Origin of the sequence: Serratia sp. C2(1), from assembly GCF_036352655.1 — a bacterium.
GTDB lineage: Bacteria > Pseudomonadota > Gammaproteobacteria > Enterobacterales > Enterobacteriaceae > Serratia > Serratia inhibens.
This window is the reverse complement of sequence record NZ_JAZFBA010000001.1, coordinates 3041974-3054746: the sequence shown is the minus strand read 5'-3', so window position 1 is coordinate 3054746 and position 12773 is coordinate 3041974. Positions and strand designations below refer to the sequence as shown.

At 55.1% G+C, this 12773-nt stretch carries 10 protein-coding genes; 8 read left to right on the top strand and 2 right to left on the bottom strand.

Annotated features, from left to right (window positions below; all coding sequences use genetic code 11):
* Positions 1-58 precede the first annotated feature (58 nt).
* The 8 genes from tig to V2S86_RS14355 all read left to right on the top strand — a co-directional run bounded on the left by tig (position 59) and on the right by V2S86_RS14355 (position 10058).
* Positions 59-1363: a trigger factor gene (tig, locus tag V2S86_RS14390; RefSeq protein WP_311993695.1), complete on the top strand. Its 1305-nt coding sequence runs from the start codon at positions 59-61 to the stop codon at positions 1361-1363.
* A 440-nt stretch (positions 1364-1803) separates the two neighbouring features.
* Complete coding sequence (gene clpP, locus V2S86_RS14385; protein ID WP_006319787.1) at positions 1804-2427, top strand: ATP-dependent Clp endopeptidase proteolytic subunit ClpP; 624 nt, start codon at positions 1804-1806, stop codon at positions 2425-2427.
* 162 nt (positions 2428-2589) lie between these two features.
* Entirely contained in the window at positions 2590-3861 is a 1272-nt protein-coding gene (gene clpX, locus V2S86_RS14380; RefSeq protein ID WP_006319788.1) for an ATP-dependent protease ATP-binding subunit ClpX, read from the top strand.
* Positions 3862-4054: 193 nt separating this feature from the next.
* Positions 4055-6409 carry an endopeptidase La gene (gene lon / locus V2S86_RS14375; RefSeq protein WP_330762945.1) on the top strand — a complete coding sequence of 785 codons (2355 nt, stop codon included), beginning with the start codon at positions 4055-4057 and terminating at the stop codon, positions 6407-6409.
* Positions 6410-6625: 216 nt separating this feature from the next.
* Positions 6626-6898 (top strand): nucleoid-associated protein HU-beta, encoded by a 273-nt coding sequence (gene hupB, locus V2S86_RS14370; RefSeq protein ID WP_006319790.1) that lies wholly within the window; start codon positions 6626-6628, stop codon positions 6896-6898.
* Positions 6899-7080: 182 nt separating this feature from the next.
* Positions 7081-8964: a peptidylprolyl isomerase gene (gene ppiD / locus V2S86_RS14365; protein ID WP_330762944.1), complete on the top strand. Its 1884-nt coding sequence runs from the start codon at positions 7081-7083 to the stop codon at positions 8962-8964.
* 138 nt (positions 8965-9102) lie between these two features.
* The gene (locus V2S86_RS14360; RefSeq protein WP_330762943.1) at positions 9103-9486 is read left to right on the top strand and encodes a ComEA family DNA-binding protein; all 384 of its coding nucleotides are present in this window, start codon (positions 9103-9105) and stop codon (positions 9484-9486) included.
* A gap of 158 nt (positions 9487-9644) precedes the next feature.
* The gene (locus V2S86_RS14355) at positions 9645-10058 is read left to right on the top strand and encodes an acyl-CoA thioesterase (protein ID WP_330762942.1); all 414 of its coding nucleotides are present in this window, start codon (positions 9645-9647) and stop codon (positions 10056-10058) included.
* 160 nt (positions 10059-10218) lie between these two features.
* Here the strand turns inward: V2S86_RS14355 and queC are convergent, their stop codons facing one another.
* Both queC and V2S86_RS14345 read right to left on the bottom strand, forming a co-directional pair.
* A complete protein-coding gene (queC, locus tag V2S86_RS14350; RefSeq protein ID WP_330762941.1) occupies positions 10219-10917 on the bottom strand; it encodes a 7-cyano-7-deazaguanine synthase QueC in 699 nt (232 codons plus the stop codon).
* A 125-nt stretch (positions 10918-11042) separates the two neighbouring features.
* Positions 11043-12764, bottom strand: a complete 1722-nt coding sequence (locus V2S86_RS14345; protein ID WP_330763207.1) for an SgrR family transcriptional regulator — start codon at positions 12762-12764, stop codon at positions 11043-11045.
* Positions 12765-12773 lie beyond the last annotated feature (9 nt).

Sequence of the window (12773 nt, the reverse complement as noted above, 5' to 3'; positions counted from 1 at the left end):
CCGTCCTGGTTCTTGGAACGGAGTTGACCGAGCACTGTGATTTTTTTGAGGTAACAAGATGCAAGTTTCTGTAGAAACCACTCAAGGCCTTGGGCGCCGTCTCTCTATTACTGTACCCGCTGATACTATTAATCAGGCTGTTAAAAAAGAGCTGATCAACGCAGCAAAAAGCGTTCGTATCGATGGCTTCCGTAAAGGCAAAGTGCCGATGAACATCGTTGAGCAGCGTTATGGCGCTTCTGTTCGTCAGGACGTGCTGGGCGACGCGATGCAGCGCAGCTTTGTTGACGCGATCATCAAAGAAAAGATTAACCCGGCTGGCGCACCAAACTACGTGCCGGGCGAGTATAAAGAAGGTGAAGACTTCACTTTCGCGGTTGAATTCGAAGTGTATCCGGAAGTTGAGCTGAAAGGCCTGGATGCCATCGAAGTTGAGAAGCCAGTGGTTGAAGTTAACGACGCTGACGTTGACACCATGCTGGACACTCTGCGTAAGCAGCAGGCGACCTGGAAAGACAGCGATCGCGCAGCGCAGGCTGAAGACCGCGTGACCGTTGACTTCACCGGTTCTATCGACGGCGAAGTGTTCGAAGGCGGCAAAGCCTCTGACTTCGTACTGGCCATGGGCCAGGGCCGCATGATCCCAGGCTTCGAAGAAGGTCTGGTTGGTCATAAAGCCGGCGAAGAATTCGTCATCGACGTTAACTTCCCGGACGATTACCACGCTGAAAACCTGAAGGGCAAAGCGGCTAAATTCGCTATCGTTCTGAAGAAAGTGGAAGAGCGTGAGCTGCCAGAGTTGACTGAAGAATTCATCAAGCGTTTCGGCGTGGCTGATGGTTCTATCGAAGGTCTGCGTGCAGAAGTGCGTAAAAACATGGAGCGCGAGCTGAAAGGCGCCGTGCGTAACCGTATCAAGACTCAGGCAATCGACGGCCTGGTCAGCGCTAACGACATCGACGTTCCTGCTGCGCTGATCGACGGCGAAGTTGACGTTCTGCGCCGTCAGGCTGCACAACGTTTCGGCGGCAACGAGAAGCAAGCGCTGGAACTGCCACGTGAACTGTTCGAAGAGCAGGCAAAACGTCGCGTTGTTGTTGGCCTGCTGCTGGGCGAAGTGATCAGCACTCACGATCTGAAAGCTGACGAAGATCGCGTTAAGACCTTGATCGAAGAAATGGCCTCCGCTTACGAAGATCCAAGTGAAGTTGTTGAGTTCTACAGCAAGAACAAAGAGCTGATGAACAATATGCGCAACGTTGCTCTGGAAGAACAAGCGGTTGAAGCCCTGCTGGCGAAAGCGAAAGTGACTGAGAAAGCCACTACCTTCAGCGAGTTGATGAACCAGACTCAACAGGCGTAATTGTCTGTACGCAGAGGCGCAACCCGTTGCGCCTTCGGGGCCGGCATGCCGGCCCTTGCGTAATAAAAAGCCCGTAACCTTCGGTTGCGGGCTTTTCTTTTTGCCACGTTGCTGATTAATCTCAGGTTAAGCGTGCCAATATGCACTATATTTACCCTGTTGCGCTTGGGGCTGTCTGGCATGATGGTCATCACTGTTGTTTTGGCGCACCAGCCAGGCCGGTAAAAATACTGTGCCGGGCTTGAAATTCCGTCAGTGGCCCCAATCTGTAAAATGTATATATATGTGCTGTTTGCCAGAGTGCGCGGGATGATTATAACCGTCGGGTACGTGTGGCGCGGTCGAATGCTTGAGCATAGTCATCATGACCGTTCTCAAGTAGAATCGGTGTAATAGGGTGTAACCCTGGCCGCCAAGGCAATTTCTATTAGGAGACGGTAATGTCATACAGTGGCGAACGAGATCAATTTGCACCTAACATGGCCCTGGTGCCTATGGTGGTAGAGCAGACTTCACGCGGGGAGCGTTCTTACGACATTTACTCCCGCCTGCTGAAAGAGCGCATTATTTTCCTGACCGGCCAGGTAGAAGACCACATGGCCAACCTGATCGTGGCGCAGATGCTGTTCCTGGAAGCGGAAAGCCCGGAAAAAGACATTTTCCTCTACATCAACTCTCCGGGTGGCGTGATCACCGCAGGCATGTCAATCTATGACACCATGAAGTTCATCAAGCCGGACGTCAGCACCATTTGTATGGGCCAGGCGTGCTCGATGGGCTCTTTCCTGCTGACCGCCGGTGCCAAGGGTAAACGTTTCTGCCTGCCAAACTCGCGCGTGATGATTCACCAGCCGCTGGGCGGTTATCAGGGCCAGGCGACGGACATCGAAATCCATGCGCGTGAAATCCTGAAGGTGAAGGCGCGCATGAACGAGTTGATGGCGGAACATACCGGCCAGACGCTGGAGCAGATCGAACGCGATACCGAGCGCGATCGCTTCATGACCGCGGAAGAAGCTGTAGAATACGGTCTGGTTGACGGCATTCTGACGCACCGCAGCTAGAACCACGCGGCTGGCGAGGTATATGTGCGAGCCGATAGACTATAGTAATCAGAGTGGGCGCGGCTCGCTCTGGTGAGCATTATCGGCGTTCCCGGTATGAGTTTTGGGCGCACTGCCGCCGTGATTTTCCTGCGGGACAAAGACTAAAGAAGAGGTTTACTGATGACAGATAAGCGCAAAGACGGTTCAGGAAAGCTGCTGTATTGCTCTTTCTGCGGCAAAAGCCAGCATGAAGTGCGTAAGCTGATTGCCGGTCCGTCAGTGTATATCTGCGATGAATGTGTTGACCTGTGTAACGACATTATTCGCGAAGAGATTAAAGAAGTTTCCCCGCATCGTGAGCGTAGTGCACTGCCGACGCCGCACGAGATTCGTCACCACCTGGATGACTATGTCATCGGTCAGGAGCAGGCGAAGAAAGTGCTGGCGGTAGCGGTATACAACCACTACAAACGCCTGCGCAATGGCGACAGCAGCAACGGCATCGAGTTGGGGAAAAGCAATATTCTGCTGATTGGCCCGACCGGTAGCGGTAAAACCTTGCTGGCGGAAACGCTGGCGCGTTTCCTGGATGTGCCTTTCACTATGGCCGATGCCACCACGCTGACCGAAGCTGGTTATGTGGGTGAGGACGTAGAGAATATTATCCAGAAGCTGTTGCAGAAGTGTGACTACGATGTGCAAAAAGCGCAGCGCGGTATCGTCTACATCGATGAAATCGATAAGATTTCCCGTAAGTCAGACAACCCGTCGATTACCCGTGACGTGTCGGGCGAGGGCGTGCAGCAGGCGCTGTTGAAACTGATCGAAGGCACCATTGCCGCCGTTCCGCCGCAGGGGGGCCGTAAGCATCCGCAGCAGGAATTCTTGCAGGTCGATACCTCGAAAATCCTGTTTATCTGTGGCGGCGCCTTTGCCGGTCTGGATAAAGTGATCGGTCAGCGCGTCAATACCGGTTCCGGTATCGGCTTCGGTGCGACCGTGAAGGGCGAGTCCGAGAAAGCGACCGAAGGCGAACTGCTGCTGCAGGCCGAACCGGAAGATCTGATCAAGTTTGGCCTGATTCCTGAGTTCATCGGTCGTCTGCCTGTGGTCGCGACGCTGAGCGAACTGAGCGAAGATGCCTTGATTCAGATCCTGAAAGAGCCGAAAAATGCTCTGACCAAGCAGTATCAGGCATTGTTCAATCTGGAAGGCGTGGAGCTGGAATTCCGTGATGAAGCGCTGAACGCTATCGCCAAGAAGGCCATGGCGCGCAAAACCGGTGCACGCGGCCTGCGTTCTATCGTTGAAGGCGCGTTGCTGGATACCATGTATGATCTGCCGTCAATGGACAGCGTCGACAAAGTGGTGATCGACGAATCGGTCATTGCCGGCCAGTCCAAACCTCTGTTGATTTACGGCAAACCGGAAGCGCAGGCTTCCGGCGAATAATTAGCCAATCAAACCAGAAAGTTAATATCAAAATGGGGGATTTTATCCCCCATTTCTTTTTCCTGCGTTCTGGCCGTTGAATGTCAGAGATTCATCCCCATATACTCATTAACCAGATTTTATGAAACGTTTGATGCTTGCGTCTCATGAGATTCCCCTCAACCTGGCGGAAACTAAACTAAGAGAGAGCTCTATGAACCCTGAGCGTTCCGAACGCATTGAAATCCCCGTCTTGCCTTTGCGCGACGTGGTGGTTTATCCGCACATGGTGATCCCGTTATTTGTTGGCCGGGAAAAATCAATTCGGTGCCTCGAAGCAGCAATGGATCATGATAAAAAGATCATGCTGGTGGCACAGAAAGAGGCCTCAACGGATGAACCTGGCATTAACGATTTGTTCTCTGTCGGCACAGTCGCGTCTATCTTGCAGATGTTGAAACTGCCGGACGGCACGGTAAAAGTGCTGGTGGAAGGCCTGCAGCGAGCACGTATTACTACGCTTTCCGATAGCGGAGAGCATTTTGCCGCCCAGGCAGAATACCTTGAGTCACCGGCGATCGACGAGCGTGAACAAGAAGTCCTGGTGCGCACGGCAATCAATCAGTTTGAAGGCTACATCAAACTGAACAAGAAAATTCCACCGGAGGTGCTGACGTCATTGAACAGCATCGACGATGCTGCACGCCTGGCGGATACCATCGCTGCGCACATGCCGCTGAAACTCAGCGACAAGCAGTCGGTACTTGAGATGTTCGACATCACCGAGCGTCTGGAATACCTGATGGCGATGATGGAATCGGAAATCGACCTGCTGCAGGTCGAGAAGCGTATCCGTAATCGCGTCAAGAAACAGATGGAAAAAAGCCAGCGCGAGTACTATCTGAATGAGCAAATGAAAGCGATTCAGAAAGAACTGGGCGAGATGGACGACGCGCCGGACGAGCATGAAGCGCTGAAACGCAAGATCGAAGCGGCGAAAATGCCGAAAGACGCGCGTGAAAAAACCGAAGCGGAACTGCAAAAGCTGAAAATGATGTCACCGATGTCTGCGGAAGCGACGGTGGTGCGCGGTTACATCGACTGGATGCTGCAGGTACCGTGGAATGCGCGCAGCAAGGTGAAAAAAGATCTGGTCAAGGCGCAGGAAGTGCTCGATATCGATCACTACGGCCTGGAGCGCGTCAAAGATCGCATCCTTGAGTATCTCGCAGTACAGAGCCGCGTAAGCAAAATCAAAGGGCCTATCCTGTGTCTGGTAGGGCCTCCTGGCGTAGGTAAAACCTCGCTTGGGCAGTCGATCGCCAAAGCGACAGGTCGCCAGTATGTGCGTATGGCTCTGGGCGGCGTGCGTGATGAAGCGGAAATTCGCGGTCACCGTCGTACCTATATCGGTTCGATGCCGGGTAAGTTGATCCAGAAAATGGCCAAGGTCGGGGTGAAAAACCCACTGTTCCTGCTGGACGAGATCGACAAGATGTCTTCCGACATGCGCGGCGATCCGGCCTCTGCACTGCTTGAGGTGCTGGATCCGGAACAGAACGTGGCGTTTAACGATCATTACCTGGAAGTGGATTACGATCTGTCCGACGTGATGTTCGTCGCCACCTCCAACTCGATGAACATTCCTGCGCCGTTGCTGGACCGTATGGAAGTGATTCGTTTGTCCGGCTATACCGAGGACGAGAAGCTCAACATCGCCAAGCAACACCTGTTGCCGAAGCAACTTGAGCGTAACGCCCTGAAGAAAGGCGAGCTGACGGTCGACGACAGCGCCATCATCGGCATTATCCGCTACTACACCCGCGAAGCCGGGGTGCGTAGCCTGGAGCGTGAAATCTCCAAGCTGTGCCGTAAAGCGGTGAAAGCGCTGCTGATGGACAAGAAGATCAAGCATATCGAGATCAACGGCGACAACCTGAAAGACTATTTGGGTGTGCAGCGCGTTGACTACGGGCGTGCGGACACCGAAAACCGCGTGGGCCAGGTTACCGGTCTGGCGTGGACGGAAGTGGGCGGTGACCTGCTGACCATCGAAACCGCCTGCGTGCCGGGCAAAGGCAAGCTGACCTACACCGGTTCTCTGGGCGAAGTGATGCAGGAATCGATTCAGGCGGCGCTGACTGTGGTGCGCGCGCGCGCGGACAAACTGGGCATCAACGCTGATTTTTACGAGAAGCGTGACATCCACGTGCACGTGCCGGAAGGCGCGACGCCGAAAGATGGCCCAAGCGCCGGTATTGCAATGTGCACGGCGTTGGTTTCCTGCCTGACGGGCAACCCGGTTCGCGCCGACGTGGCGATGACCGGTGAGATCACGCTGCGCGGTCAGGTGTTACCTATTGGTGGTCTGAAAGAAAAACTGTTGGCGGCGCATCGCGGCGGCATCAAAACCGTGCTGATCCCCTATGAGAACAAGCGCGATCTGGAAGAGATCCCGGATAATGTCATCGCCGATCTGGAGATTCATCCGGTGCAGCGAATTGATGAAGTTTTGAACCTTGCGTTGCAAAACCCGGCCTTCGGCGCACTGCCGGTAGCGGCAAAATAGTGACGAATAGCAAAATCCATTGATAAAACTTATGCTGGCAAGTCATTTCGGACTTGCCAGTCTTTTTTTGTACCGCTAAGTTAGAAAGCTGTCGGCCCGCGTTTTGCTACGCTTTCGGTGGCTTGCCAAGGCTCGATGGGATTGATATAACAGCTGCGCTGTCGCCACCGTAGGGATTTTTCGGTGCGACGATTGAATTCTAGAGGGGATGATAGAGTGAATAAGTCACAACTGATCGACAAAATTGCCGCAGGTGCTGATATTTCCAAAGCGGCAGCTGGACGTGCTTTAGATGCAGTAATTGCTTCTGTTACCGAGTCCTTGAAGGAAGGGGATGACGTGGCCCTGGTTGGTTTCGGTTCTTTTACAGTGCGTGAGCGTTCGGCCCGTACTGGCCGCAACCCGCAAACAGGTAAAGAGATCAAAATCGCGGCAGCCAAAGTTCCGGCCTTCCGTGCAGGGAAAGCGCTGAAAGACGCAGTAAATTGATTGTTTGCGTCTAACCGATTAGCGTTACAGGGTTTTGTAATAAACAATCACCTGACGCAACGGTGCTGGTAAGGTAAGATATAAGGCGCATCAGAATGATGCGCTTTTTTTATTTTTGTCGCAGGGAACGCGCCTGCACAAGGGTGTTTTTAATCCACATCACAGCGGAGTGTTGTCACACTATGATGGACAATTTACGCGCGGCAGCTAATCACGTCGTGCTCAAAATCATCCTGGGCCTGATCATTTTGTCATTTCTTTTGACTGGGGTGGTCAGCTATCAGGGGAGTGCCGGTGATTATGCAGCGAAGGTCAATGGCCAGGTGATCGAGCGCGCTCAGCTGGAACAGGCTTTCCAAAGCGAACGCAGCCGCATGCAGCAACAATTGGGTGACCAGTTCTCCGCACTGGCGGGCAACGAAGGCTATATGCAGCAGATGCGCCATCAGGCACTGTCACAGTTGATCGACAATATGCTGCTGGACCAATACGCCAAAAAATTAGGCCTGAGCGTCAGCGACGATCAGGTGAAAGACGCCATCCGCAAGGCGCCTTATTTCCAGACTAACGGCCAGTTCGATAACGCCAAATATCTCGATTTGATTAGCCGCATGGGATACACCGCCGACAACTTCGCGCAGTCAATGCGCCAGCAGCTGGTTAACCAGCAGGTGATCCAGGCCTTCGGCCAATCAGGCTTCGTGTTGCCATCCGAGTCCCAGGGTATGGTTGCTCTGGTGCTGCAGGAGCGCAACGTGCGTCTTGCGACCCTGGATCTGAAAGCGCTGCAGGCTAAACAGACCGTGACCGACGACGAGCTGAAAGACTATTACAGCCAAAACAAGAACAGCTTTATTGCGCCGGAACAGGTCAAAGTGAGCTACATCCCGATGGATGCTGCCTCGATGCAAGACAAGGTGACGGTGGCAGATGCGGATATCAGCGCCTATTACGACCAGCACAAAAGCAGCTATGGCCAGCCTGAGCGCAAAAATTACAGCGTGATCCAGCTGAAAACCGAAGCGGAAGCCAATGCGGTGTTGGATGAACTGAAAAAAGGCGGCGATTTCGCCGCCCTGGCGAAAGAAAAATCCACTGACATCATCTCACGCCGTACCGGCGGTGAGCTGGGTTGGCTGGAGCCGGAAACTACTGCAGATGAGCTAAAGCAGGCTAACCTGACCGAGAAAGGTCAGCTTTCCGGGGTAGTGAAATCCTCCGTAGGTTATCTGGTGGTGCGCCTGAACGACATCGCACCGGAGAAAGTGAAGCCGTTGAGCGAAGTGCGCGACGCCATCGCCAAGCAGGTTAAGCAAGAGAAAGCGGTAGACGCTTATTACGCGCTGCAGCAGAAGGTGAGCGAAGCCGCTACCAGCGATAACGAGTCTCTGGCATCAGCTGAAGAGGCCGCCGGCGTGAAAGCGGCACAAACCGAATGGTTCACCCGCGACAACGTTCCGGCAGCGCTGAACTTTAAACCTGTCATTCAGTCGATTTTCGACGGTTCGCTGATTGGCGAGGGGGGGGCTCCGGGCAGCAACTCCGACGTGATCACCGTTGATGGCGATCGCGCTTTCGTGATCCGCGTCTCTGGCCACAAGCCGGAAGGCATTGAGCCGTTCGACCAGGTCAAAGATCGCGTCGCCGAGCTGGTTAAACGCAACAAGGCTGAACAGGAAGCGAAACTGCAGGGCGAGAAGCTGCTGGTTGAGCTGAAACAAGGCAAGGGCGACGAAGCGATGAAAGCGGCCGGCCTGAGCTTTGGCAGCGTGCAGAAGATGGCGCGTGCGCCGGAAGACAGCCAACTGGTGCAGAGCGTGTTTGCGCTGCCGCATCCGCAGGCAGGCAAACCGGTTTACGGCATGTCGCAAGATCGTCAGGACAACGTGGTGCTGATTGCGCTGGATGCAGTTAACCCAGGAACCTTGCCGGCGGAAGAAATGAAAACTTTCATCGGCAAGATGGAAGAAGGGGCGACCGGCGTGTCCTTCGACTCTCTGCTGGCCAGCCTGCGCAAAGAAGCCAAGATCAAGATGGGCGCCGCTGAGCAGCAACAGCCTCAGTAAGCTTCGCACTTTTGTGCAACGCAATGTAATAACCAAAGGCCGCTTTCGCGGCCTTTTCCATATCTGAAATCCGCCAATTGCCGATCGTCACCCGCTGCGGCAAGGTAGCCATGCTGTTAAACACAAGGAGGATACAGCATGCAACTTACAGAAATAAAAGCGGTTAATGGTTATGGTTTCAGCGTCAAAGCGCTGTTGACGGCTGCCCTGATTTGCCTGGCGGGGCCGTCTATGGCCGCCGTGGAAAAAGCGGGGGCCGCGCCGCCGGTATTATCTGCGCCGGCGGTTAACACAGGGCAAGGAAGTGAGGTTGCCGTCGATGATGAAGCGTCAGTCAGCATCAATCAGGCAGATGCCGAGCAACTGGCCAGTGTGTTGAAGGGAGTCGGGCTGAAGAAAGCGGAGAGCATTGTGCGCTATCGCGAGCAGAATGGTCCGTTTACACAGATAGAACAACTTCAGGAAGTGCCGGGCATTGGGGCTGCGCTGTTTGAAAGGAATCGCGCACGACTCAAAATGTGATGCTGTTCACGGCTGCGTGGCAAAGTGCCATGGCAGCCTTCTCTCTCTGCTACATTTTACAGGTCTTACCAGTTTGGCATGTTGACCAAACGGGTGCGGGGGCAGCATGCCGCCCCCGCTTTATTCTGTAATCACCAGGCTGGAGCGGCCGTTCACCTATGCATCATACCTTTATCAAAGTCCGTGGTTATCATCTTGATGTTTACCAACATGTTAATAATGCCCGCTATCTGGAGTTCCTGGAGGAGGCGCGCTGGGATTGGCTGGAGAATCATGAAGGCTTCCGTTGGATGACGGAAAACAACATCGCCTTTATCGTGGTGAACATCAATATCAATTACCGCACTCCGGCGGTACTGGGGGACAAGCTGCGCATCGACAGCCAAATGGTGCAGCTAAACGGCAAAAGCGGTGTGCTAAGCCAGAAGGTGACGCAGGATGCGACAGGCACGTTGGTTGCGGATGCGCTACTGACCTTCGTTTGTGTCGATCTGAAAACCCAACGGGCGTTGCCGATTGAGGGGCAACTGCGCGAACACCTGCAGGTGCTCACGCAGTCGGAAATTCAGTAAAGCAACGAGCGGCAATCTTTGCCGCCGTTATACCCGCCATACTTCAAGCGGCACCCTTGTTGACTGCGCGCGCTTACCCGAATCCCTTACTTGAGTAAGCGCATCGGGATGCGTTTGCTTTCCGCCGCGATGCCATGCGAGTTATTTAGGGGATGTACACTCAGGCCAGGCCGGTTTTCTGTTTCAGGCTCGCCATCACTTCGGCTTTGTTGATTTGATATTGCTGCAAGCCGTTGGCGCGCAGATGGCAGGCAGCGCATTCGCCGCAACCATCGCCCTGGATACCGTTGTAGCAGGTCAGGGTATCCTGGCGCACCCGCTCCAACTGCTGATAGTAATCCGCCAGCGCCCAGGTCTCTGCCTTGTTCAGCCACATCAGCGGCGTTTCGAAGCGAATATCGCGGGCGATGCCGAGTACCACGGCGTGATTCAGCGCTTTGACAAATTCGTCGCGGCAATCCGGGTAACCGGAAAAGTCGGTTTCACAAACGCCGGTGATCACGGCTTCGGCTTCCACCTGGTAGGCATAGATAGCGGCCAACGTCAGGAACAGGATATTGCGGCCCGGTACGAAAGTGCTTGGCAGCCCGCCTTCCTGCTCGCCGTCATAAACCGGCACCGGAATGTTGTCACGGGTCAGGCTGCTGATAGCCAGCTCGTTGAGCAAGCCCACGTCCAGTACCTTATGCGCTTTGGCGCCAAGCGTCACCGACAGCGTCTGAGCGACTTCGATTTCGGCACGGTGACGCTGGCCGTAATCGAACGTGATGCAATGCACTTCATCGTACTGTTGCAATGCCTGAATCAAGCAGGTCGTGGAGTCTTGTCCACCGCTGAAAACGACAACCGCGCGTTTCATAAAATCACCTTGTTTTATGGCTGAAGCCAGACCCGATACATGCTCGGGGGGCCGAATAAAAAGTGTGTGCGGCCACTAGGGTAGCAGAAATGGCCGCATGTCGTAGCGGTTGCACATGCTCATCGTTAAGAAGTGGGCTGCGGGTTCTCCACCGGCGGCGGTAGCCAGGCCTGGCAGAAATCAAACCAGCCGTAGGCGGTCAGGGTGACGCCATGAATGCGCGGCGGCGCGCTGATTTGATACTGATAGTGAAACAAGGGGGTGATGATTGCCGCGGCCATTAACTGCTGGTAGTAGGCTTTCAATTGTTCAAAACGCGGTTGCTGCGCGGGAAGTTGCTGGATCCGTTGCAACCTGTGTTGCTGATCTCGCCAGCGTGAGTCAGGCAAAATGCCACGCCACAGCGTATCTTGCCGCAACCAACTTTCCAGCGTGGCCTCTGGCGACTCGCCAATCAGGTTATCCGCCAGCAGGAGATCGGCTTGCTCGATTTGCTCTGCGCTTTGCCAGCGTTTGCCCGCGTAGTAACGTACTTCCAGCTCACAGCCATGGCGCGCAAGCAACTGCTGCAGCGCTACCGTGACTGTCTCCAGCTCTACCGGCGGCCGGTAGAGCAACGTCAGCCTGGCGGGCAGGGCAATATCCTCGTTGGCCTGATGCAGCGGGATTGCCCAGCCGGGCAACATCTCATGGCTGGGGGTGATGACGCTGTTGGGCACCGGCAGGGTAGTCAGCAGGCCGGATTGCTGGATTAGCATCAGCAGTTTTTGCCCCTGCGCTTCACTGAGCACGCCATGCTTCAGATTAACCGCCAGATAGCACCAACCCAGGCTCATGCTGCGTTGTACCGGCCGGGCCAGCGCCAGCTCTTCCTGCGGGCCGATGGTAATACGCACCGGGTGTTGGCAACTGGTGTAAGCACTGCCGGCATGCAGCTCCGGGGTGATCCAATACTCAATACTTTCCAGATAAGGATGCTGCAAATGGTAAAACGAATGCTGTTCCAGGCGCACCAGATGAGGCTCGTTTAACGTCAGCTTAAAGGGGCCGGCGCCAATGCCCGGCGAGTCTGGGTGGGTCAGCAGGCAAGGCAACTCTGCCAGCCGGTGCGCCAGCCAGTAGTCCGGGCGCAGCAGATCAAACTGGATGCACAGCGCATGCGGCAGGCTGATGGCGGCAACGCTGGCCAGGCTTGGCTGGCTGCGGGGATGCCGGAGCAATTTCTCCAGCGTTTGCAGCAGTTGCTGACCGGTCAGCGGTTCGCCGTTATGCCAACGCAACTGGCTGCGCAGGAAAAATTGCCAGCGCAGGCCGTCCTCGCTGATTTGCCAGTGATGAGCCAGATCCGGTTGAGGCTCAGGGTTGCCGGTCATAAAGCGCGTCAATCCGGCGTGCAGAGTGGCGACCAGATGCTGCTCGGCGCGGCCGGTGAGGGTCAGCGGATCCAGGGTTTCCAGCGTACGGTAGTAGGGAATACGCAGCGTCGGGCTGCCCGCCTGCCATTGGCCGCCGAGGTGCGGGCTGAGCAACTCTTGCAGATGCTGCGGATCCAACTGCGCCATTTCCAGCGCCCCCCGATGATCGCCATTATGCAACAGCCGTTGCAGATGAGCGGCGCGCAGTTCATCCGGCGTTTTCAGGCAGTGAAGGTGGGCACGTTTGCCGCGTCCGGCCTGTGAATGCCAGCTCAGCCAGCCCTGATCCTGCAACTGCTGCACCAGCGTGCGGGCATGGCGTTCGCTGCAATAGAACAGCGCTGCCAGCTCGCCGATGGTGATCGCCACCGGCGTGCCGCCGAGTTGCTGGTACAGACGTTGATATTGGCTGAGACGGTGGGTCAGGCGCATGATAGAAAT